The 21,193-nt window shown below is 66.7% G+C and carries 21 protein-coding genes and 1 tRNA gene; 7 read left to right on the top strand and 15 right to left on the bottom strand.

Features of this window, described 5'->3' with window-relative positions:
- The first annotated feature begins 173 nt into the window (after positions 1-173).
- Positions 174-440: a hypothetical protein gene (locus HHL27_RS16610; protein ID WP_169494503.1), complete on the top strand. Its 267-nt coding sequence runs from the start codon at positions 174-176 to the stop codon at positions 438-440.
- A gap of 405 nt (positions 441-845) precedes the next feature.
- On the opposite strand, the gene HHL27_RS16605 is transcribed toward HHL27_RS16610, so the two are convergent.
- A tRNA-Leu gene (locus HHL27_RS16605) sits at positions 846-932 on the bottom strand.
- Between the two features lie 153 nt (positions 933-1,085).
- Complete coding sequence (locus tag HHL27_RS16600; RefSeq protein WP_169494502.1) at positions 1,086-1,922, bottom strand: zinc-ribbon domain-containing protein; 837 nt, start codon at positions 1,920-1,922, stop codon at positions 1,086-1,088.
- A gap of 172 nt (positions 1,923-2,094) precedes the next feature.
- On the opposite strand from HHL27_RS16600, the gene ftsE reads away from it, so the two are divergent.
- From ftsE to HHL27_RS16575, 5 genes are read left to right on the top strand one after another with little or no spacing between them, the layout of a single operon-like run.
- On the top strand, positions 2,095-2,886 hold the full coding sequence (ftsE, locus tag HHL27_RS16595; protein WP_169494501.1) for a cell division ATP-binding protein FtsE: 792 nt from the start codon (positions 2,095-2,097) through the stop codon (positions 2,884-2,886).
- A complete protein-coding gene (locus tag HHL27_RS16590) occupies positions 2,883-3,800 on the top strand; it encodes a cell division protein FtsX (protein WP_169494500.1) in 918 nt (305 codons plus the stop codon). The genes ftsE and HHL27_RS16590 overlap by 4 nt, the downstream gene beginning before the upstream one ends.
- Before the next feature lie 11 nt (positions 3,801-3,811).
- Positions 3,812-4,360, top strand: a complete 549-nt coding sequence (locus HHL27_RS16585) for a YdcF family protein (protein WP_169494499.1) — start codon at positions 3,812-3,814, stop codon at positions 4,358-4,360.
- Between the two features lie 12 nt (positions 4,361-4,372).
- Positions 4,373-5,095, top strand: coding sequence for a lysophospholipid acyltransferase family protein (locus HHL27_RS16580; protein ID WP_169494498.1), 723 nt, complete (start codon positions 4,373-4,375; stop codon positions 5,093-5,095).
- On the top strand, positions 5,092-6,381 hold the full coding sequence (locus tag HHL27_RS16575) for an Nramp family divalent metal transporter (protein WP_169494497.1): 1,290 nt from the start codon (positions 5,092-5,094) through the stop codon (positions 6,379-6,381). The genes HHL27_RS16580 and HHL27_RS16575 overlap by 4 nt, the downstream gene beginning before the upstream one ends.
- 20 nt (positions 6,382-6,401) lie before the next feature.
- On the opposite strand, the gene HHL27_RS16570 is transcribed toward HHL27_RS16575, so the two are convergent.
- From HHL27_RS16570 to HHL27_RS16525, 10 genes are all read right to left on the bottom strand, one after another.
- Positions 6,402-7,328: a prephenate/arogenate dehydrogenase family protein gene (locus HHL27_RS16570; RefSeq protein ID WP_169494496.1), complete on the bottom strand. Its 927-nt coding sequence runs from the start codon at positions 7,326-7,328 to the stop codon at positions 6,402-6,404.
- On the bottom strand, positions 7,325-8,443 hold the full coding sequence (gene hisC / locus HHL27_RS16565) for a histidinol-phosphate transaminase (protein ID WP_169494511.1): 1,119 nt from the start codon (positions 8,441-8,443) through the stop codon (positions 7,325-7,327). Before hisC ends, HHL27_RS16570 begins: the two co-directional genes overlap by 4 nt.
- Positions 8,444-8,525: 82 nt before the next feature.
- Positions 8,526-9,242: a hypothetical protein gene (locus HHL27_RS16560; RefSeq protein WP_169494495.1), complete on the bottom strand. Its 717-nt coding sequence runs from the start codon at positions 9,240-9,242 to the stop codon at positions 8,526-8,528.
- A gap of 163 nt (positions 9,243-9,405) precedes the next feature.
- The gene (locus tag HHL27_RS16555; RefSeq protein ID WP_169494494.1) at positions 9,406-10,818 is read right to left on the bottom strand and encodes an ammonium transporter; all 1,413 of its coding nucleotides are present in this window, start codon (positions 10,816-10,818) and stop codon (positions 9,406-9,408) included.
- Between the two features lie 23 nt (positions 10,819-10,841).
- Positions 10,842-11,180: a P-II family nitrogen regulator gene (locus HHL27_RS16550; RefSeq protein ID WP_169494493.1), complete on the bottom strand. Its 339-nt coding sequence runs from the start codon at positions 11,178-11,180 to the stop codon at positions 10,842-10,844.
- 218 nt (positions 11,181-11,398) lie between these two features.
- Positions 11,399-12,094 carry an endonuclease/exonuclease/phosphatase family protein gene (locus HHL27_RS16545; RefSeq protein WP_169494492.1) on the bottom strand — a complete coding sequence of 232 codons (696 nt, stop codon included), beginning with the start codon at positions 12,092-12,094 and terminating at the stop codon, positions 11,399-11,401.
- Between the two features lie 61 nt (positions 12,095-12,155).
- Positions 12,156-13,028 (bottom strand): alpha/beta fold hydrolase, encoded by an 873-nt coding sequence (locus HHL27_RS16540; protein ID WP_169494491.1) that lies wholly within the window; start codon positions 13,026-13,028, stop codon positions 12,156-12,158.
- A 46-nt stretch (positions 13,029-13,074) separates the two neighbouring features.
- Entirely contained in the window at positions 13,075-14,604 is a 1,530-nt protein-coding gene (locus tag HHL27_RS16535) for a peptide chain release factor 3 (protein WP_169494490.1), read from the bottom strand.
- Positions 14,605-14,666: 62 nt separating this feature from the next.
- Positions 14,667-14,957, bottom strand: a complete 291-nt coding sequence (locus HHL27_RS16530) for a hypothetical protein (protein WP_169494489.1) — start codon at positions 14,955-14,957, stop codon at positions 14,667-14,669.
- The gene (locus HHL27_RS16525) at positions 14,954-15,853 is read right to left on the bottom strand and encodes an aldose 1-epimerase family protein (RefSeq protein WP_420874074.1); all 900 of its coding nucleotides are present in this window, start codon (positions 15,851-15,853) and stop codon (positions 14,954-14,956) included. The genes HHL27_RS16530 and HHL27_RS16525 overlap by 4 nt, the downstream gene beginning before the upstream one ends.
- A 138-nt stretch (positions 15,854-15,991) precedes the next feature.
- On the opposite strand from HHL27_RS16525, the gene HHL27_RS16520 reads away from it, so the two are divergent.
- Positions 15,992-16,660: a hypothetical protein gene (locus tag HHL27_RS16520; RefSeq protein ID WP_169494488.1), complete on the top strand. Its 669-nt coding sequence runs from the start codon at positions 15,992-15,994 to the stop codon at positions 16,658-16,660.
- A gap of 18 nt (positions 16,661-16,678) precedes the next feature.
- Here the strand turns inward: HHL27_RS16520 and pheT are convergent, their stop codons facing one another.
- Genes pheT through HHL27_RS16505 form a run of 3 tightly spaced genes read right to left on the bottom strand, consistent with a single transcriptional unit; the run spans position 16,679 to position 21,121 of the window.
- The gene (pheT, locus tag HHL27_RS16515; RefSeq protein WP_169494487.1) at positions 16,679-19,081 is read right to left on the bottom strand and encodes a phenylalanine--tRNA ligase subunit beta; all 2,403 of its coding nucleotides are present in this window, start codon (positions 19,079-19,081) and stop codon (positions 16,679-16,681) included.
- Positions 19,078-20,166, bottom strand: a complete 1,089-nt coding sequence (gene pheS, locus HHL27_RS16510) for a phenylalanine--tRNA ligase subunit alpha (protein WP_169494486.1) — start codon at positions 20,164-20,166, stop codon at positions 19,078-19,080. Before pheS ends, pheT begins: the two co-directional genes overlap by 4 nt.
- A gap of 58 nt (positions 20,167-20,224) precedes the next feature.
- Positions 20,225-21,121: a helix-turn-helix domain-containing protein gene (locus tag HHL27_RS16505; RefSeq protein ID WP_338114927.1), complete on the bottom strand. Its 897-nt coding sequence runs from the start codon at positions 21,119-21,121 to the stop codon at positions 20,225-20,227.
- Between the last annotated feature and the right edge of the window lie 72 nt (positions 21,122-21,193).

Genomic DNA, 21,193 nt, shown 5'->3' with positions numbered 1-21,193 from the left:
CGATCAGCCTCGACACCACCGGGAAGGTGGGCGGGAATTAATCGGAATGGGGGGGCGGGATCAGGTCGGAATCCCGGGCGGGAATTCCTCGGAATGGCGGGCGGTATCATTTCGGAATCCGCAAGCTGCGCGTCAATGCGCCAGGCGACGATTCGCACCAGCCCGACCAGCAGTTGATCCAGCTGCTCTCCGATGCCTTCGAGGCACGGCGCATGATACTCGCCTCGCCCGGGCAGTCGCTCAACCAGATTGCGGCTCGGGAAACCTGCTGCCGAACACGGCTGGCAAAACTGCTGCGCCTTTCCTGGCTCAGTCCTCGCCTGGTCGAGCTTGCTGTCGCTGGAACGCAGCCGAAGGGCATGACCAAGAAGAACCTGCTGGGTACCGATCTGCCGCTCGACTGGAGCGAACAGGAGCGCGTGTTCGGGCTGGAGCACTAGCGCTCTGCTCCGCCCGAAAATCGACCTGCAGTCAGGAAAGCGCGAGCGGAGAATCGGGACAGATTCGGCGGCCTTCTAGAGGCAAGATCTGTATTCTCTGCCCGCACGCCGCCAGCGCATATCCCACGACAGTCGCGGTTCTGCGCGCCATTACACCTAAAGGTGCCCGAAGGCGAAGATCAGTGTCTCATGCTGACTGTCTGGTGCTTTCGAGAAGACTCGAGAAAAAGTACAAAATCGCCACAAGTTTCGTCACTAAATTATCCACGCGGATAATGTTCACGCGAGTACGAGCGCATTCCGCGACCTGACGATTAACGGACGCCATTGGGTGACTTTGAGGAAATCCCTCCGCCAGTCCCCTCAGAGAGAATTTTCGTTTCCTCTGAAGAACTTAACACTGACTGGTGCGGTCGAGAAGACTCGAACTTCCACGGGCTTTCGCCCACAACGACCTCAACGTTGCGCGTCTACCAATTCCGCCACGACCGCATATCGTCCCGGGCGCGAAGGCTTCGAGCTGGCTCGAAAATCGGCGTCCCGTCGGGGTAGGAGGGCGCCCCTAGCAAAGGACTTTGGGGGGCGCAACAACCATCGCACGATTTTTTCATAGCCGCGCAGGCGGGCCCCCTTCCGGACGCGGTGCTACTCCGGTTTCCAGCCGATTTCGGCCACCTTGGCGGACTTCGGCACGTCGGTTACCGCCTCGTTGATCGTCACGCTCTCTCCCGGCTTCAGGCTCGCCTTGGGCGGGTTGACGTCCCAGGTGTAGACGACCTTGTCGCTGGCATCGCGCAGTACGATCAGGATAGGCGGAAGATCGCGCACATCCTTGCCGACATTGGTCACCGTGCCGCTGGCGCCGAAGTATTCGGTGCCGTTGGGCAGGGTGCGACGGTCCTGGCGCTCGGCCGGGAAGGACAGCTGCAGGTCAGCCTGATTGGGCCCGAACGTGGGCCGCGCCACCGGAAGCCAGTCGGGCAGGCCGAACCAGGCGACCGCGCCGATCAGCGCTGCCACGAGCAGCGCGAAGGCGACCGCTGCGGCTGTCCACAACTTCGCGGGGTTTCGGCGCGGGCGGAACGGCGGTTCGTGATCGAAGCTCGACGGGGCGGACTGGAAATCATCCGCGCCTTCGTCGCTGAAGCCATAGCGGCGCGGCACGCTGGGCGCGGCGGGTGCGGCATCCTCGACTGCAGCAACGGGGGGTGGAGAAACCGGGGCCGGGGCAGCGGGCGGCGGCGGAGCTGCGGGCGCCGGAGCGGCCTGCGGAGCGGCTGCGGCAGAAGGCTGCGGCACTGGCGCTGCGACCGGTTCGGCAGCCACCACCGGCGCGGCGGCGGGCGCCCGTTCAGGAAGCTCCGGCCCCTGCTGGAACCAGCTGTGGCGGCACTTGGCGCAGCGGACGGTGCGACCTTCTGCACCGATCGCACTGTCGGGAACGACATAGCGCGTCGAACAGGCGGGACAGGCGATAATCATGAACCAAGGTCTAAGCATGCCCGGCACAAGGGAAACAATAGCCGCGCGTGCTGCAAATTGCGTCCCCGGCCTTTTTTCCACATGGATTGACGCCTATAGCGCTGGAAACGACACAAAGTGCACAATGCCGGGCAGACCGGCGCAGCATCGTCACGGGATCCGCCGCAACAACATGACCACGACCGACGCCGAAATCGTCCAGTTCGACAACGTCGGGCTGCGTTACGGCGCCGAGCGTGAAGTGCTGACCGACGTTTCCTTCACGCTCTATCCCGGCTGCTTCTATTTCCTCACCGGCGCCAGCGGCGCGGGCAAGACCAGCCTGCTCAAGCTGCTGTACCTGGCCCAGCGCCCGTCGCGCGGGCTGATCCGCATGTTCGGTACCGATGCCATCACCCTGCCGCGCGAACGCCTGCCAGGCTTTCGCCGCCGCATCGGCGTTGTGTTCCAGGACTTCCGCCTCGTCCCCCATCTTTCGGCCTTCGACAACGTGGCCTTGCCCTTGCGCGTTGCCGGGGTGAGCGAGCGCGAGATCATCAGGCCGGTGACCGAAATGCTCGACTGGGTGGGCCTGGGCGATCGCCAGCATGCCCGCCCCGCCACGCTTTCGGGCGGGGAGCAGCAACGCGTTGCCATCGCCCGGGCGGTGATCGCCCGGCCCGACATCCTTGTGGCCGACGAACCGACCGGCAACGTCGATCCGGACATGGCGCTCAAGCTGATGCGCCTGTTCGAAAGCCTCAACCGGCTTGGCACTACCGTTGTCGTCGCCACCCACGACCTGCACCTGCTGGGCAAGGTCGATGGCAGCCTGCTGATGCGGCTTGACAAGGGACGGCTGGCCGATCCGACCGGCGCCTTGCGCTATCCCCCGCGGCGTGAAAGCGGCGGGATCGGCTTTGCCGACGCGCGGGGACCGGGCGCTCCCCGGCTGGGCGAGATGGACAGCGACGGGCTGGCATGAACTCCTGGCCCCTTCCCCTAGCCGGCGCGACGCGACGCGGCGATGCCCGGCTTCTGCCACAGGGCGCCCTTTCCGGCCCGATGCCGTGGGTGATCGCGATCATGATCGCGCTGACCGTGGTTGCCGCCGGCAGCGGCCTTGCCCTGCGCAACGCCGCGCGCGCCGCCAGCGCCGATCTGGAGGGCGGGGTCACCATCCAGATCGTTTCGGCCGCCCCCGCCGAACGCAATCGCCAAGCCGATGCCGCGCTTGCCGCGCTGAAAGGCATGCCGGGCCTCGCGTCGGCAGATCGCGTGGCGCAGGCCCGGCTCGAGGACCTGATGGAGCCCTGGCTCGGCACGCGCCCGGGAGACGACGTAGAAGCGCTGCCCATCCCCGCGCTGATCGACCTGCGGCTTGATGGCACGGCAACGCCCGAACGCCTCGCCGCCCTGCGCGCGCGTATCAAGCCAGTCGCGCCCGCTGCGCGGGTGGACGCGCAATCCGCCTGGCTCACGCCCGTGTTTCGGGCCATCGGGGCGCTGCAATGGCTGGCAGGCGGCCTGATCGCGCTGCTCGCGCTCGCCACGGTTGCGGCGGTGCTGCTGGCATCGCGCAATGCGCTGGGCAGCCATCGCGCCACGATCGAGATCGTCCACATGCTCGGCGGCACGGACCGGCAGATCGCGCGGGTGTTCCAGCGCGGCATGGCGGTCGATGCGGCGGTGGGCGGCCTCGCTGGCTTCCTGTTCGGCACGGCGGCGATGCTGGCGCTGGGCCGCGCCTTCGCACCACTCGGCTCCGGGCTGGCCAGCGGAGCGATGCTCGGCTGGATCGACTGGCTGGCGCTAGGCATCATCCCGCTCGCCGGCATCGCGCTCGCCGTCGTCACCGCGCGGCTGACAGTGCTCGCCGCCCTGCGCGAGATGCTGTAGGATCATCGGCGATGCGCAAGCCACCCGGCCTTTTCCGTCGTCTGCTGGCGAGCGTTCTGCTGGTCTGGACGCTCGGCTTCCTGTGGTTCGCGCTGTTCCTGCCGCAGCCGGCGGGCGACGTGCGCACCGATGGCATCGTGGTGCTGACGGGCAGCGGCGGCCGCATTCCCCGCGCGTTCGATATCCTGCGTCGGCATCAGGCGGACAAGCTGCTGATCTCCGGCGTCGATACCGAAGTGCGCCCGCGCGAATTCGCCGCCGAATACGACGTGCCCCCGCGCTTGTTCGCCTGCTGCGTCACGCTTGGCTACGAAAGCGTCGACACCCGGTCGAACGCACAGGAAGCCGCACGCTGGATAGCGGCGCGCCACATCTCCTCGGTCCGCCTCGTCACCACCGATTGGCATATGCGCCGCGCCGCCTTCGACTTGCGCATCGCCGGCCCGAAGGATCTGGTGATCGTGGAGGACGCGGTCCGGTCGCGTCCCAGCTTCAAGATCCTGTTTATGGAATACAACAAGTTGATCGCGCGCCTGATCGCGTGGGCGGCGGGCTGGTAGGCGCTGGCAGAAATGGCATCCACCGACGGTTCACGCGGAGCACGGCTCTCCGAAGTGCTGCGCAGCCTTGCGTTCTACGCCGTGTTCTATCCGGGAACGGCGCTGTTCGTGTTCGCCTGCGGGCTGTGCGTGCCGTTCTCGATGCCGGGGTTCCGGCGCGTGGTGCGCGCCTGGGCCGGGTTCCATCGCTGGTGCGCGCGCGCGCTGGTGGGCATCCGGCTTGAGGTTTCGGGCTATGCCCCCCGCGGACAGGTGCTCTACGCGATCAAGCACGAGGCCTTTTTCGAGGCGATCGATTTGCCCTGCCAGTTCGATCTGCCAGTGGTCTTCGCCAAGGCCGAGCTGATGCGCATTCCGCTGTGGGGCCGCACCGGGCGACGCTATGGCCTGATCTCTGTGGAACGCGATGCCGGCGCGCGCGCTTTGCGCACGATGATTTCCGAAGCGCGCCGCCTGACCGCCGACGGCCGCCCGCTGGTGATCTTTCCCGAAGGCACGCGTGTGCCGCACGGCACGCAGGCGCCGCTGCAATCGGGCTTTGCCGGAATCTACAAGCTGCTCGGCCTGCCGGTGATTCCGGTCGCAGTCGATACCGGCCCGCTTTACCATCGGCGCTGGAAGCGTGCGGGCATCGCCCATTACCGCTTCGGCGAGGAGATCCCACCTGGCCTCCCGCGCGAGGAAGTCGAAGCCCGCGTCCATGCCGCGATCAACGCGCTGAATCCCGTCCCATGACCGGCGAAGCGCCCCGGCAGGAGCAGTATTCTTCAGACGGGGACGACCATCGCGGGGCGCTCGAAGTGCTGGGCCCCGGCCTTGTCACCGGCGCGGCGGACGACGATCCGTCCGGCATCGGCACGTACAGCCAGGTAGGCGCGCAGTTCGGCTACAACCTTACCTGGGCACTGCTGTTCAGCCTGCCGCTGATGGCCGCGATCCAGGAAATCTGCGCGCGCATCGGCGCCAGCACCGGGCTCGGTATCGCGCAGAACCTCAAAGAGCACTATCCACGCAGCCTGCTGCGCATCGTCGTGCTGCTGCTGCTGGTAGCCAACGTGATAAACCTGGGCGCGGACCTGGGCGCGATGGGTGCGGCCTTTGCGCTGATTGTGCCCGGCCCGGTCCTGCCGGCGACGATCGCCTTCGGGTTGATCAGCATCCTGCTCGAGATCTTCGTTTCTTACGAACGCTACGCCAACGTGCTCAAGTGGGCGACGCTGTCGCTGTTCTCATACTTCGCGGTGGTCGTACTGGCGCAGGTCGACTGGCCCGCCGCGATCAAGGGCACGCTGGTGCCCGGCTTCGCCTTCGACAGCGATCACGTCATGGCGCTCGTCGCCGTGCTCGGCACGACGATCAGCCCCTACCTGTTCTTCTGGCAATCCGCGCAGGAAGTGGAGGAGCAGCATCGCCGCCACACCAAGCCGCTGATGGTCAGTCCGCGCAGCGCCGGCAAGGAGTTGCGGCGCATCCGCACCGATACGCTGATCGGCATGACCTTCTCGAACCTGACCGCGATCGTGATCGTCATCGCCACTGCCGCCACGCTGCATGTCGCCGGGGTGACCCAGATCAGCAGTTCGGTCGAAGCGGCAACGGCGCTGCGGCCGCTGGCAGGCGAGCTTGCGTTCGCGCTTTTCGCCATCGGCATCATCAGCACTGGCCTGCTTGCCGTGCCGATTCTGGCTGGCTCGGTCGCCTATGCCATCGCAGAGATGTTCGGCTGGCGCGAAGGGCTGAACCGCGCGCCGCGCGAGGCCAAGGCGTTCTATGCGGTGATTGCGCTGGCAACCTGCGCCGGGATCGCGATGAACTTTTCCGACATCAACCCGATGAGGGCGCTTTACTGGTCTGCCGTGGTCAACGGCCTGCTCGCCCCGCCGCTGATGGTGGTGACGATGCTGATCGCCAGCAACCGACGGATCATGGGCAACTTGGTGGTATCGCGCGGGCTGGCGTTCGGCGGGTGGCTGTCGACGGCGGTGATGACCGCCGTCGCCGTGCTGTTTCTGGTGATCTAGAGCCAGATAAGGTTAGGCCTTCAACCGCTGCCGTTGTGATCGCTGCGGCCGAAGTCGGGCCGCGCATCGTCCTGGCCCATTTCGATGATCCCTCGCCGGATCGCGCGGGTGCGGGCAAAGTGATCGAACAGCGCATCACCATCGCGCTTGCGGATCGCCTTCTGCAGCTCGGTCAGGTCCTCGGTAAAGCGCTGGAGCATTTCCAGCACCGCCTCGCGGTTCGAGAGGAACACGTCGCGCCACATCGTCGGATCGGACGCGGCGATGCGGGTGAAGTCGCGGAAGCCGCCGGCCGAATACTTGATGACCTCGCTTTGGGTCACTTCCTCAAGGTCCGAGGCGGTGCCGACGATAGTATAGGCGATCAGGTGCGGCAGGTGGCTGGTGACGGCCAGCACGCGATCGTGGTGTTCGGGGTCCATCGTTTCCACGCGTGCGCCCAGCGCTTCCCAGAAGGCATTGAGCGCCGCGACCTGCGCGGCATCGGCGTCCTCGGGCGGGGTGACGATGCACCAGCGGTTGCGGAACAGCGTAGCGAACCCTGCGTCCGGCCCGCTCTGCTCGGTACCGGCGACGGGGTGGGAGGGGATCACCGGATGGCCCGGCAACGCCTCGCCCAGCTGCGCCATCACGCTGGCCTTGCTCGACCCGACGTCGGTGACCAGCGTTTGCGGTGAAAGCCCTGACGCCATCGCCTTGGCCGCCGCGCCCATCGCGCCGACCGGCACGCACAGCACGACCAGATCGGCACCCGTCACGGCCTCGGAAGCGCTATCGGCAACCGTTCCGGCGAGCGCGATTTCGCGCGCGCGGGCGCGCACGCCCGCATCGGCGTCGTAACCGGTGGTCACCGAATCGGGCAGGTACTGCTGCACCGCCCGCAACACGGAACCGCCGAGCAAGCCCAGGCCGATCACCGCGACGTGGCGGAAAGGGGCGGCGCTCACTGTGCGGCCTCTGCCATGGTGCGCAGCGCGGTGGCGATATCGTCCATCTGTTCGGGCGTGCCGATGGTGATGCGCAGGCACTGCGGCAGCCCCTGCCCCGGAAGCCAGCGCGTGATGTAGCCGTGCTCCATCAACCCGTCGTAGGCGGCTTCGGCGGTCAGCTTGCCGGAAAACTCGATCAGCACGAAGTTGGCCTCGCTCGGCAGCGGACGAAGCCCGTGGTTGCCGAGTGCCTCGAGCGCGGCGACGAAGCGCGTCCGCTCGCGCAGGTTGTGCAGCCGGCTCGCCTCGACGAAGTCCTGGTCCGCCACCGCCGCGATGCCGGCCGCCTGCGCGGTGAGCGAGACGTTGAACGGGCCCCGGATGCGGTTGAGCATGTCGACGATCGCCGGCGCGCCGGTGCCCCAGCCGATGCGTTCGCCGGCAAGGCCGTAGATCTTCGAAAACGTGCGCGTGACCAGCACGTTGGCGCTCGACGCGGCAAGCTCGAGCGCGCCGTCTGCGTCTTCGGGCGCCACATATTCGGCATAGGCCTGGTCGAGCACCAGCAGGATGTCCGGGCGCAGCCCGGCGTGCAGCCGCGTGATTTCGCTGCGGCCGATGTAGCTGCCGGTGGGGTTGTTGGGATTGGCCAGGAACACCACCCGCGTCCGTTCGGTCACGCTGGCAAGCAGCGCATCCACATCAGTGCCATAGTCGCGATCGGGCGCGATGACAGGCGTGGCCCCGCAGCGCCGCGCAGCGATGTCGTAGACCGAGAAACCGAAGCGCACGTAGAGCACTTCGTCGCCAACGCCGGCATAGGCTTGCGCTGCAAGGTTAAGCAGTTCGTCCGATCCGGTGCCCATGACGATGCGTTCGGGCGCAATCCCGTGCAAATCGCCCAGCGCCTTGCGCAGGTCCTTGCTGTCAGGATCGGGATAGAGCGAGGGCGCAAGCGGGGCGGTGCGCGCGGCCAGCGCCTGCGCGCTGGTGCCTAGCGGGTTTTCGTTGGCCGAAAGCTTGATCAGCGGCCGGCCGTCCTTGCCCGCCGACTTGCCCGGCACATAGGCATGGATGCCCAGGATCCATTCCTTGGGGCGCGGGGCATCGGCCACTTCGCCCACTGGGGACATCGGGGCTGCGGAATTGTCGGAAACGTCTGCCATCACGGGAGCGGGCCTTAGCGACCTTGCGCGATCAAGGAAACAGCCCCTTTCAGCGCGTCTCGCGATAGAATTTCATCTCGCCTTCCGCGCGGCGCAGCACCAGCGCGGTGCCGACCAGATCGGCGCAAGTCTTGTCGAAGCGCGCCTTGTCCATGTCATTGGGCACCAGGGTCACCGCCAGCCGCCCGCTGGCACCGAAGGGGAAGCGTGGGCTGGCAAGGTTGTGGACGGGTTCGATCAGTTCGACCCAGCGCGGCGTGCGCTTTTCCCCCAACGGCAGTACCCAGCCATCCTCGAGCGTGTAGCCTCCGGCCAGATCGCCGGCATCAGCGGCATCGCCATCGCCGAAGCCGACCCGCACGCCGATCCCGGCGATCCCGGCGCCGCTGGGCCAGGTGACGCGCACCGTCGGTCCCTTGGTCACCGGCACCGCGCGCCATTCGGGTGCGACCGGCGCAGGTTCGGTGGTTAAGCAGGTGCGCGTGCCGATGAACTGCCACGATCCGGACGCATCCTCTGCCAGGGCGCCCGCGACGAGGTGATATTCGAAGCGGTGATCGGCGGTGATGACCAGAGAGCCGCGGATCTCCGGCCCAGCATCGAGGCGGTAGGAACCCGTCATTTCGACCGGCAGGGCCTCGGCTACCACGGGGCCAGGCTTGGCCTCGTCCTTGCCCTTCTCCTTGCGCGCCAGGGCATGGGCGGGCGCGATGAGCAGGGCGAGCGTGGCCAGCATGCCGAGGCGGAAGCTTGCGTCGAATCTCATGCCGCGAGTGTGACCCCCGCTGGCCATCGTGCAACAAAAAAGGGCCGGAAGCGGGCTAGCGCTTCCGGCCTTCAGTCTGTTCGCAGGAGGAACATCGTCTGGCGGTGCCGGGGGAAGAGAGGGAGAGGATCAGCTCCCCCGGCCCCGCCAAGCTGGTAGAAACTCAGTAATTGTAGGCGCGTTCGCCATGCTCGGTGATGTCGAGGCCTTCGCGCTCGGCTTCCTCGGTCGGACGCAGACCGATGGTCTTGTCGAGGACGAAGAAGAGGATCGCGGAGACGCCACCCGAGAGGACGAGGGTCAGGACAACCGCTTCGATTTGGGTCTTGAGCTGTCCGAGCATGTCGTAGGTGCCGGCCTTGGCGGGGAACACGGTGTAGTCCACCCAGCCCTGGCCGCCGAGCGACGGGTCCGCGACGATCGCGGTGCCGATCGCACCAACGATGCCGCCGATGCAGTGCACGCCGAACACGTCGAGCGTATCGTCGTACTTGAGCGCGTTCTTCACGGTCGAGACGAAGATGAAGCAGATCGGCGAGACGACGAGGCCGAGGACGATCGAGGTCATCGGAGCTGCAAAGCCCGAAGCCGGAGTGATCGCGACGAGGCCGGCGACGGCACCCGAGGCAGCGCCGAGCATGGACGGCTTGCCGTGCTTGATCTGCTCGACGATCGACCAGGAGACGGCCGCGGCGGCGGTGGCGACGAAAGTGTTGATGAAGGCGAGCGCGGCGAGGCCGTTGGCTTCGAGGTTGGAACCGGCGTTGAAGCCGAACCAGCCCACCCACAGCAGCGAGGCGCCGATCATGGTCATGGTCAGCGAGTGCGGCGGCGTGGCTTCCTTGCCGTGGCCAAGGCGCGGACCGATGATGAGGCAGCCGACCAGGCCGGCGATACCGGCGTTGATGTGGACGACGGTGCCGCCGGCGAAGTCCAGCGCGCCCCAGCCATAGAGCAGGCCGGCATCGGCGGTGTTGTCCGACAGGAAGTCCGGACCCGCGAAGTACCACACCATGTGCGCCATCGGGAAATAGACCAGCGTCAGCCACAGCACGGTGAAGATCATCAGCGGGGTGAACTTCACGCGTTCCGCGAAGGCACCCACGATCAGCGCCGGCGTGATGCAGGCGAAGGTCATCTGGAAGATGACGTAGGCATATTCGGGAATGTAGACGTTGTTCGAGAACGTGGCCGCATACGTCGAGGCCGAAACGCCGGCCAGGAACGCCTTCGACAGGCCGCCGAAGTACGGCGAACCGCCGGTGAAGGCGATCGAGTAGCCCCAGCTGACCCAGACGAGGGCCGCAACCGACACGATCATGAAGACCTGCATCAGCACCGAGAGCATGTTCTTGGTGCGGACGAGACCGCCGTAGAACAACGCCAGCGCCGGGATGCTCATCAGCAGGACGAGCGTGGAGGAGAGCAACATCCAGGTGGTGTCGCCCTTGTTGACCATGGTGGCCATCTGTTCGGCGGTCGGCGCCTTGATCGGCCCGGCCTGTGCAAACGCGGCGGACGCGGCGCCGAGCGTCAGCCCCAGCCCCGCTACGCCACTGATCATCTTGCGGATCATTTGGTTACCCCTCATGTCGGAAGTCAGAGAGCCGTGTCGCCGATCTCGCCCGTGCGGATGCGCGTGGCGGAGGCCAGGTCGAGCACGAAGATCTTGCCATCGCCGATGGCTTCGGTGCTTGCGGTCTGTTGGATGGTTTCGATGATCTGCGGCGCGAGCGCATCGCTCGCGGCGATCTCGATCTTCACCTTGGGCAGCATGTTGGTCGAATATTCGGCGCCGCGGTAGATCTCGGTCTGGCCCTTCTGACGGCCAAAACCCTTCACTTCCGACACCGTCATCCCGGCAACGCCCAGCCCGGACAGCGCTTCACGCACCTCGTCCAGCTTGAACGGCTTGATGATGGCGATGATGAACTTCATTCATGCCCCCTTTCGCGGCCTTCCCGCCGGGCGTCCCGCCGGCTAGAAAGTTAAAGCAAAGGGCATGCCAAACCGAAAAATGCCTAGAAAACATACGTAGGCAGGAACAAACCCAACCAAATTGGGTTAATGCGCGCCCGATTCTTGTGCAGCGCAACGTGGCTGCCTAATTTTTGGGCAACACTCCCTGCCGCAAATTTGGGCAGTGGACTGGTCGCTCACAGCGAGAGGCGCGCAAACACCGGCAAGTGGTCGGACGCGATCGCAGCCTGCGGGCTGTGATGCACCCCTGCCGCTTCCACCCCCCAATCCTTGCTCACCACGATCCGATCGAGCTGGGCGAGCGGCCGCCGGGCCGGAAAGCTGCGCCCCGGCGCGAGTACCGCGAGGCCGGAATCGAACGCCGCCAGCGCTCCGCCGCGCTGCGTCCATTCGTTGAAATCGCCCATCAGCACGGCGGGCAGAACACCGTCACGGGCCTTGAGATGATCGCAGACCGCGCGCACCTGCTGGCGGCGGCGCAGGCCCGACAGGTCGAGATGCATGCCGACGACGCGGAACGGCCGCCCATCGACGGCGAGTTCGGCGCAGACCGCACCCCGCGGCTCGAGCGTAGGTAATGCGACGGCGCAGACATCGCGCACCTCGATCCCGCGCCGCACCAGCAGCACGTTGCCATGCCAGCCAAGGCTGAGCGGCCGCATCCCGGGGGCAACCGGCACCCACGGGCTGTGATCGTCGAGGCTGGCGCGCGGGATCACGCTTTCGCGCGCCCCGAACCGACGATCGGCCTCTTGCAGGGCGATCACGTCGGCATCGATTTCGCGCAGCACGGCAAGGATACGGTCAGGATCGCGCCTGCGATCGAGGCCCACCCCCTTGTGGATGTTGTAGCTGGCGAAAGTCAGGCGCACCGGGTGACAATTCCTGCGCCGAGCGGCCGGTTCCCCGTCAGGCTCCCCGGCGGGTGCGTCTTCAGAGGAAGTCCTTCAGCGTCGCGATGAAGCGTTCGAACTGGTCGTGGTGCAGCCAGTGCCCGGCGTTTTCGAATTCGACCACTTCGGCATTGCGGAAGTGCTGGATGCGGCCATCGCGTTCGGGATTGCCAGCGGTCGAATCCGCACCGTTGAGCAGCAGCGTGGGACAGGTGATCGCGTTCCACAGCCCATGGAGCTGTTCAGGGCTGATATCGTAGGGCGCGGCGTCGACGTTCAGGTGCGGGTCGAACTTCCAGCTGAAGGTGCCGTCCTCGTTGCGGTTGATACCATGGAGCGTGAGGTGCCGCGCCTGAACGTCGGTCAGGTACGGGTTCTCGCTCTTCATGCGCGCATAGGCGTCTTCAAGGCTGGGATAACGGCGCGGCAGGCGGCCGGCGGCCTTGCGCTTTTCGCCGATGAATTCGCGCACGCGCCGTGCGAACGGCACGTTCTTCATCATCGCCTCGCGCTCGGGCGTCGGGAAGATGCCTTCGATGGCGACGAGCTTGCGCACGTTTTCGGGAAACAGCCCGGCATAGCGCAACGATGTGTTGGCACCCCACGAATGCGACACGATCGTCACCGGCGCCAGATCGAGCTGATGGATCAGCTGGGCCACGTCGTAGACCAGGTCCATCGTCCGGTAGTTGCCGTCCGAAGTCCATTCGCTGTCGCCATGGCCACGGTGGTCCATGGCGATGACGTGCCAGTCCTCGCGCAGCGCCTCGGCCGTCCAGTCCCAGCTGCGGCAATGGTCGCGGCCGCCGTGCACCAGCAGCAGCGGCGGCTTGTCGGTGTTGCCCCAGTCGACATAGTGCAGCCGCAGGCGTTGCGAGATGAAGGTGTTCGAAGTCGGGCCGAGCAGGTTCATGCCCGCTACCTGCAACGCGATGCCCCCTTGCGCAACCCCCGCAGGACTACCTTTCCTTGGTGGCAGAAAAGGTCAACTCGGGATTGCGCTCCTGCTGGTAGCTGACGTCCCAAGCCGATCGCGCCATGAACACCGGATCGCCATCGCGGTCCTTGGCAAGGTTCGACAGGTTGAAATCGGCAAAGCCCTTCAAGGCGGCGTCGCTGCCCTTGATCCAGCGCGCGGTGTCGAAGGGCGAGGCTTCAAGTACAGCTTCCACCTTGTATTCGGCTTCCAGCCGGCTGATCAGCACGTCCAGCTGCAGCTGGCCGACCACGCCGACGATCCACTGGCTGCCAATCTCGGGATAGAACACCTGGATGACGCCCTCTTCCGAAAGGTCGTCGAGCGCCTTGCGCAGCTGCTTGGTCTTGGTCGGGTCCTTGAGCGCCACGCGGCGCAAGATTTCGGGGGCGAAGTTGGGCAGACCGGTGAAGCGGACGTCATTCTTTTCCGACAGCGTATCGCCCACCCGCAGCGTGCCGTGGTTGGGAATGCCGATGATGTCGCCGGCTTCCGCCGTATCGGCAATCTCGCGGTCCTGCGCGAAGAACAGGATCGGCGAATGAACCGCGATCGGCTTGCCCAGGCCCGAAGGCGTCAGCTTCATGCCGCGCTTGAACGTGCCCGAAACCATGCGCATGAACGCGATGCGGTCGCGGTGCTGCGGGTCCATGTTGGCCTGCACCTTGAAGATGAACCCGGTCACGTCGCTCCGTTCCGGCAGGACGGTGCCTTGTTCCGACGTTTGCGGGCGCGGCGGCGGAGCGAAGCGGGCGATGGCGTCGATCAGTTCGGCCACGCCGAAGTTCTTGAGCGCGGAGCCGAAATAGACCGGGGTCAGGTCGCCATGGCGATAGGCTTCAAGATCGAATTCCGGATAGCCGGCCTGCGCCAGCTCGATCTCTTCGGCCACCTCGGCCGGGATCGGCGCGCCCTCGCCCTTGGCGTCGCGCTTGCCCAGGAACTCGCGGCTGTCGCCTTCGGGGCGTGCGATCGTGTCGGTGGCGAAGTCGAGCACGCCTTCGAAGATGCCGCCCATGCCGATCGGCCAGGACATCGGCACAACGTCGAGCGCCAGCGCATCGGCCACTTCGTCCAGCGTCTCGAACACGCTGCGCCCTTCGCGGTCGACCTTGTTGACGAAAGTGATGATCGGCACCGAGCGCATGCGGCAAACCTCGAACAGCTTGCGGGTCTGCGGCTCGATGCCCTTGGCCGCGTCGATCACCATGATCGCGGAATCGACGGCGGTGAGCGTGCGGTAGGTGTCTTCGGAGAAGTCTTCGTGGCCCGGCGTGTCGAGCAGGTTGAACACCACGCCGTCCTTCTGGAAGGTCATCACCGACGAGGTGACCGAGATGCCGCGCTGCTGTTCGATCTTCATCCAGTCGGACCGCGCGCGCCGCGCTTGCCCGCGCGCCTTCACCTCACCCGCAAGGTGGATCGCGCCGCCTTGCAGCAGCAGCTTTTCGGTCAGCGTGGTCTTGCCCGCGTCAGGGTGCGAAATGATGGCGAAGGTGCGGCGATTGGACATGGGAGCGCCCCCTAGCGAAGGGGCGCGCCGCTGTCACGCATCGGCCTCGTGCCGACATGGGTTCAACGCGCGGAAAGACACAGCCGCAGCGCTTCGGCCTCGGTCTTGTCAGGCAGGCGTCCGCCCCGACTGGAAAGCTCCAGGTGCGAGCCTGACCCGCGCGAGGTGACGACAACTTCCATGTCCTTCGCGGTCAATCCCTGACTTAGGCACGCACGCAAGCCGCCCGCCGCAAGCGCCGAGTTGGCGAACAGGACGTGGCGCATTTCCGCCTTGCGCTCGCGCTCGCCCACGGTCAGCGCAAGGACCACCAGCGCGCCGATCAGCGCGATCATCACCGCCATCCGCTTCATGCGGGCCGCACCGTGATCGCCAGCCGGAACCGCGCCGTTTCGCCCGGCGGCAGGGTGACAACGCCCGGCTTGTCGGAAAAATCACCGTCGAAGCCCACCGGATCGGCCACGCCAGTCCAGGGCTCCAAGCAGATGTAGCGCGCGCCGGGTACCTGCCATGCGCCGAACATCGGGCTGTCGGGAAAGGCAAGGTCGATCCACGCTCCGCCATCCGCGCCATAGGACAGCTTGCGGCTGGCAAGGTCGGTCCAGATCAGCGCGTCAGCCTCGAACAGGGCCGAACGCAGCGCAAGTTCGCGGCCCTTCACCGGCGTCGCCTCGCCTTGGGGCAGCAGCAGGCCGGTGCCCTTGGTGATGCGGCGCACGTCCTGCGGTTCGTCGCGTTCGAACACGATCCTGTGCGCGGCCTTGTCCGCCCCGCCGGGAAGCGGCCACGCGAAGGCGGGATGGAAGCCGAAGCTGAAGGGCAGCGGGCGGTCGTTGGGATTGAACACGCTCGCTTCGACCACCAGCGTGAAGTCTTCGACCGAGAAGGCGAGTTCGAGCACGAAGCCGAACGGGAACACGGCGCGGGTATCCGGCGAATCGGTCAGACGAAAGCGCGCGTTGGCTGGCCCGGTCTCAAGGGCGGCGAACTGGCTGCGACGGGCAAAGCCGTGCTTGGGCAGCATGTATTCCCGGCCATCGACGCGCAGTGTGTCACCGGCCAGCGCACCGACGATGGGAAACAGCAGCGGCGCATGGCCGGTCCAGAATGCCGGATCGGCATCGGTCATGTATTCGGTGCCCGCAGCATCGCGCAGCGACCAGAGTTCGGCGCCCAGCGGATTGATCGCGACCTTCAGATCGGGACTGGCAATGCGCACCAGGTCGTCGTCTTCGTCCATCGAGATCATGCGCTGTCCTTAACGTTTTCTTCGGCGGCCGCCGGTATCCTTCCACACGGCTTCAACCGGGGGGACCGAGCCGATGCGTGGCGATGCCGACTTGCCCGCCCTTCTGCGTGTTGCATCGCAACAGCGCGGAGGGCAACCATGATGATGGCGCGAAAGCTGGGACTGCTTGCGCTCGCAACTCTGGCGCTCGCCGGATGCAGCAAGGGCACGCACTACCCTGTCACGCCCGCGCAGGCGCACCAGATGCTGGTCAAGCGCGATCTGCCGCTGATGATGTTCGGCGCCGAGGCCACCGGTACACGGCTGGTGGCGGCGTCCAACAGCCAGGTTGTCTGGGCGGTGACCGATGCGAACGACACCGAGATGCTGCGCCTTGCCGCCAACATCGCCCCCGAGGCAGACGGCAGCCGCATCAGCACCGAAGTCCTGCCACCTGCCGGGCGTCGCCACGACAAGGTGGAACAGGGCCTCGCCGAAAACGAGGCTATTGCCGATCTCTATCGCGCAGTCGGCGAAGAGCAGGTCGCATCGACGATGGCCGACCGCAAGTTCCGATATGACGCGATCAACAGCGCGATGATCAAGGCGGCCTTCGCCACCCTGCCCAAGCTGCAGCAGCAGGCGATGGAACAGGCGTCCGAAGCGCAGCGGGCGCGGCGCGAGGCGGAGACGAACGCCCGCTCCGGCTATGCCTCGGGCGATGACTGGAACGCGCGCCGCCGCGAACGGGCCGGCGAGCCCGATCCGACCTTCGGCAAGCCGATGGACGACCACGGCAGCAGCACCAGCGACGACGAGGACTACTGAAGCCCTCGTCGCACAGGCTCATCCGCGCAGGGTGGCACCCTGCTTGGCCGCCGCTGCGACAATCCTGTCGGCGATCGCCTTCAGCGCGGCTTCGTCGTAGCTCTTCTCGACCGGTTGCAGCGTAACTTCCACGGCCACGCTCTTGTGGCCCTCGGGCACGCCAGCGCCCCGGAAATCGTCGAACACGCGCGCGGCCACGATGTTGGCCTTGTCCGCTCCGCGCACGCTGCGCAGCAGATCGCCCGCCGGCACGCCCAGCGGCAGCAGGAAGGCAAAGTCGCGCGTCACCGCCTGCAGCGCGGGTGGCGTGAAGGGCGCGCGGGCAAAGCCGCTCTGTGCCTTCTTCGCCGGGATGCGATCGAGGAACAGTTCGACCAGAGCCACCGGCCCGTCGATGTCGAAGGCCTTGGCCGTGCTGGGGTGGATCATGCCGAAGCGCGCCAGCACCTGCTTGGGGCCAAGCCGCAGGGTGGCCGACTGGCCGGGATGGAACTGCGGCCCCGCCTCACCCATGACCTGCAGGTTTTCGACCGGCGCGCCCGCCTCGCCGAGCAGGGCCAGCGCCTCGGCCTTGGCGTCGAACGCGTCAAACGCGCGGGCCTTGCCGGTTGCCCAACCGCGCGGTGTACGCTCACCAGCGAGCACGACGGCAAGGCTCAACTTTTCGTCGCTGGCCCCGCCTTCACCGCGCAGGTAGCGGCGGCCGACCTCGAACACGCGCACCGAGGTGGCGCCGCGATCGAGGTTGCGCTTGGCCGCACCGAGCAGGCCCGGCAGCAGCGACGGACGCATGGCCTTCAGGTCTTCCGAGATCGGATTGGCGAGCGTCCACACGCCCCCGTTTCCATCGGCGAAGTGTGCGGCCTCGCTCTCGGGCAGAAACGACCAAGTCACGGCTTCATTCAGCCCCCGCGCTGCCGCTGCCCGGCGCACGCGCCGCTCCAGCGTCTGCGCAGGCGTCGCGGTCGGCTTGGCCACGCCATCCGCGCGCGGCAAGGCAACGGACGGCACGGCATCGAGGCCATGAACGCGGATCACTTCCTCGACGATGTCGGGCGCGCCGTCGACGTCCGGACGCCAGCTCGGCACCGACACGGCCCAGTGATCACCCGTATCGACCACGCCGAAGCCCAGCGCTGCCAGAATGTCCTGCTGCCGCCCGCCCGACACGTCGACACCGCCGAGCTTGCCGACAAGCGCCGGATCGTAGGCGACGGTCTTCTGGCCCGAAGGCGGCGTGCCCGCGCGCACCACTTCGCTGGCTTCGCCGCCGCAGATCTCCACGATCAGCTTCGTCAGCAGGTCGAGCCCGGTATCGAGAAACCCCGGATCGACGCCACGCTCGAAGCGGGTGCGCGCGTCCGAGGACAGCGCGAGCGCCTGTCCGGTGCGGGCGATGCGCTGCGGATTGAAGTAGGCCACCTCAAGCAGCACGTCGGTCGTCGCGTCGCTGCAGCCCGAATGCTCACCGCCCATGATCCCGGCGATGTCGTGCACGCCGGCATCGTCGGCGATCACGGTCATGCCGGCATCGAGGATGTAGTGCTTGCCGTTGAGCGCGGTCACGCCTTCGCCGTCCACCGCGCGGCGTGCCACGACCGCGCCGGTCAGCTTGGCCAGGTCATAGGCATGGGCCGGGCGGCCATAGCCCAGCATGACGTAGTTGGTCGCATCGACCAGCGCCGAAATCGGCCGCTGGCCCGCGCCCTTCAGCGCATCCTGCAGCCACTTCGGGGAGGGTCCGTTCTTCACGCCACGGATCACGCGGCCATAGAACGCAGGGCAGCCCTCGGGGTCGTCGGTGCGGATCTCCACCGGGCAGGGATAGCTGCCGGCCACGCCGCCTGTCGCGATCGGCTTCAGCGTGCCGAGGCCTGCCGCCGCCAGATCGCGGGCAATGCCGTAAACGCCCATGCAGTCGGGGCGGTTGGGCGTGATCGCCACGTCGAACACCGGATCGCTGCCGAGGTAGTCGGCAAAGCTCGTGCCCACCGGCGCATCGGCAGGCAGCTCGATGATGCCGTCGTGTTCCTCGCCCAGCCCCAGTTCGCGGGTCGAGCACATCATGCCGTTGGATTCGACCCCGCGCACGGCGGCGACCTTCAACGTCATGCCGTTGGCGGGCACCACCGCGCCGGGGACGCCGAGAACGCCGACAAGGCCTGCGCGGGCGTTGGGCGCACCGCACACCACCTGCAACGGAGCGCCTTCCCCGGTATCGACGGTCAGCACCTGCAGCTTGTCCGCCTGCGGATGCTTCTCTGCGGTCAGCACGCGCGCCACCTTGAACTTGGCGAGCGCGGCCGAGGCATCCTCTACGCCCTCGATCTCAAGTCCGAGCGCGGTCAGCTTCTTGGCGATGGTATCGGCGTCGGCTTCCGTGTCGAGGAAGGTCTTGAGCCACGAAAGTGCGAACTTCACGGCCTAACTCCCACGCCGCCCGAAAGGGTGGGCACATCCAGCGCCCCGAAACCATAGTGCGACAGCCAGCGCGCATCGCCATCGAAGAAGGCGCGCAAGTCGTCCATGCCGTATTTCAGCATGGCAAGGCGATCGACGCCGGTGCCGAAGGCAAAGCCCTGCCATTCGTCGGGATCGAGTCCGCCGAATTCGATCACCTTGCGGTTGACCATGCCGCTGCCGAGCACTTCCATCCAGCCGCCGTTCTCCACGTCGCCGCCACCGCCGACCACGCGCTTGCCGTTGATCACCGTGTAGCCGACGTCGACCTCCACCGAAGGCTCGGTGAAAGGGAAGTAGCTGGGACGCAGACGCAGCACGATGTCGTCGCGTTCGAAGAACGCCTTGAGGAAGGTCTCCAGCGTCCACTTGAGGTGGCCGAGGTGAATGCCCTTGTCGATCACCAGCCCTTCGATCTGGTGGAACATCGGCGTGTGCGTCGCATCCGAATCAGAGCGATAGACGCGGCCCGGCGCAATGATGCGGATCGGCGCGCCTTGCGCGATCATCGAGCGGATCTGAACCGGGCTGGTGTGCGTGCGCAGCAGCATCGACCGGCCCTTGGCGTCGGTATCGGGGAAGTAGAACGTATCGTGCATCGCGCGCGCCGGGTGCGTCTCGGGCATGTTGAGCGCGGTGAAGTTGTGCCAGTCGTCCTCGATCTCCGGCCCGCTCGCCACGGCAAAGCCCAGGTCGGCGAAGATTTCGGCCAGTTCTTCCATCACCTGGCTGACCGGGTGGATCGAACCCCGCGGCACCTCGGGCGCGGGCAGCGACAGATCGACCGTTTCGGCCACCAGCCGCGCTTCGAGCGCCGCGCTTTCCAGCGCCGCCTTGCGATCGGCCAGCGCCGCGGTCACGCCTTCGCGCGCGGCGTGGATGGCCGGCCCCTGCACCTGCCGCTCTTCCGGGCTCATCTGCCCCAGCGTCTTGAGCAGGGCGGAGACCCAGCCCTGCTTGCCGAGCGCGGCCACGCGGATCGCTTCCACCGCTTCGGGCGTGTCGGCCGCGGCGATCGCGGCGAGAGTTTGATCGAGCTGTTCCATGGTGGCTCGCGCGCTAGCGCCAAACCGCAGCGAATCCAACCCCGCTACCCGCCCGCCCCTACCTATCTGCCGGATGCTTGAGCAGCGGGTGGTGCAGCGCCTGCACCGCAGCGCCCGCCGCCTCGAGCCGCGCGCGCATCACGCCCGACAGCACCGGGTGAGGCGCGGCGACATACTGGCTCGGGCTCATGCCCATGAAGCGGTGGAAGTCGCGCACGAACTGGGCCTGGTCGTGGTAGTGCCCGTCGATCGCGCCGATCCATTTCAGGCTGGGGTCGAGCATGTATTGCGCCAGGCTGCGCATGAAGCGCTGGCGGCGCAGCAGCAGGCGCGGCGGAAACCCGAAGTGCCGCCGGCAAAGACGCTCCAGCGTGTGCGCCGGCAGCCGCGCCGCTTCGGCAAAGTCGGCCACGGTCGCAAGGTCGGGATCGAGCAGCGCGGCATGGCAGGCGACGATCCGCTCCTCGTCCGGCAGTTCGACCGGCACGCGGGCGGCGAAGTGCGCGCCGATCCTTTCAAGTTCGCCCGCTTCGTCCGCCGTTTCCCCGAACAGGCCCTCGATCAGCGGACGAAAGGCGGCAAAGATCCGCTCTTTCCGCGGGTCCATCAGCCGATCAGCATAGACGTGCGCCGGGGCATCGACGAACCGCGCCCAGCCCAGCGGCAGGAAGCCGATCCCCCAGATCCGCGTGGTGCCGACGGAAAAGCGCACCGTGGTGCTGGTGGGTCCGGTAAAGGTCGCCTGCACCCCGCCCAGCGGTGCGCCGCCGCCGATGTCGCTATCGGGATAGCTGCCCTGAAACATGCGCAGGTTGGCCCATTCCGGATGGAGCCAGTCGAATGCGCTGGCGCCTTCGGGCACGTCGATCTCGGTCAGGTAGAAGCTGGTGAAATACGGCCGCAGCTCCGCTGGCGGCGGATGAAACCGAACCCGGACAACAATGCCCCCGGACACTTGTGCGATCCCCTGTCATGCCCTGTTGGCACACGGCATAGACCCAATCCGGTTTCAAAAGAAACACCGAGA

The sequence above is a fragment of the Novosphingobium olei genome (assembly GCF_012927405.1).
GTDB classification, from domain to species: domain Bacteria; phylum Pseudomonadota; class Alphaproteobacteria; order Sphingomonadales; family Sphingomonadaceae; genus Novosphingobium; species Novosphingobium olei.
Note: the sequence above shows the minus strand (reverse complement) of the source record. Positions and strands in the feature narration are given on the sequence as shown.

What these genes read in the sequence shown, in the direction of transcription:
- HHL27_RS16600 (WP_169494502.1), bottom strand. Translation starts at nt 1,922, where the DNA reads ATGATTATCGCCTGTCCCGCCTGTTCGACGCGCTATGTCGTTCCCGAC.
- ftsE (WP_169494501.1), top strand. Translation starts at nt 2,095, where the DNA reads ATGACCACGACCGACGCCGAAATCGTCCAGTTCGACAACGTCGGGCTG.
- HHL27_RS16590 (WP_169494500.1), top strand. Translation starts at nt 2,883, where the DNA reads ATGAACTCCTGGCCCCTTCCCCTAGCCGGCGCGACGCGACGCGGCGAT.
- HHL27_RS16585 (WP_169494499.1), top strand. Translation starts at nt 3,812, where the DNA reads ATGCGCAAGCCACCCGGCCTTTTCCGTCGTCTGCTGGCGAGCGTTCTG.
- HHL27_RS16580 (WP_169494498.1), top strand. Translation starts at nt 4,373, where the DNA reads ATGGCATCCACCGACGGTTCACGCGGAGCACGGCTCTCCGAAGTGCTG.
- HHL27_RS16575 (WP_169494497.1), top strand. Translation starts at nt 5,092, where the DNA reads ATGACCGGCGAAGCGCCCCGGCAGGAGCAGTATTCTTCAGACGGGGAC.
- hisC (WP_169494511.1), bottom strand. Translation starts at nt 8,443, where the DNA reads ATGTCCCCAGTGGGCGAAGTGGCCGATGCCCCGCGCCCCAAGGAATGG.
- HHL27_RS16560 (WP_169494495.1), bottom strand. Translation starts at nt 9,242, where the DNA reads ATGAGATTCGACGCAAGCTTCCGCCTCGGCATGCTGGCCACGCTCGCC.
- HHL27_RS16555 (WP_169494494.1), bottom strand. Translation starts at nt 10,818, where the DNA reads ATGATCCGCAAGATGATCAGTGGCGTAGCGGGGCTGGGGCTGACGCTC.
- HHL27_RS16550 (WP_169494493.1), bottom strand. Translation starts at nt 11,180, where the DNA reads ATGAAGTTCATCATCGCCATCATCAAGCCGTTCAAGCTGGACGAGGTG.
- HHL27_RS16540 (WP_169494491.1), bottom strand. Translation starts at nt 13,028, where the DNA reads ATGAACCTGCTCGGCCCGACTTCGAACACCTTCATCTCGCAACGCCTG.
- HHL27_RS16535 (WP_169494490.1), bottom strand. Translation starts at nt 14,604, where the DNA reads ATGTCCAATCGCCGCACCTTCGCCATCATTTCGCACCCTGACGCGGGC.
- HHL27_RS16530 (WP_169494489.1), bottom strand. Translation starts at nt 14,957, where the DNA reads ATGAAGCGGATGGCGGTGATGATCGCGCTGATCGGCGCGCTGGTGGTC.
- HHL27_RS16525 (WP_420874074.1), bottom strand. Translation starts at nt 15,853, where the DNA reads ATGATCTCGATGGACGAAGACGACGACCTGGTGCGCATTGCCAGTCCC.
- HHL27_RS16520 (WP_169494488.1), top strand. Translation starts at nt 15,992, where the DNA reads ATGATGATGGCGCGAAAGCTGGGACTGCTTGCGCTCGCAACTCTGGCG.
- pheS (WP_169494486.1), bottom strand. Translation starts at nt 20,166, where the DNA reads ATGGAACAGCTCGATCAAACTCTCGCCGCGATCGCCGCGGCCGACACG.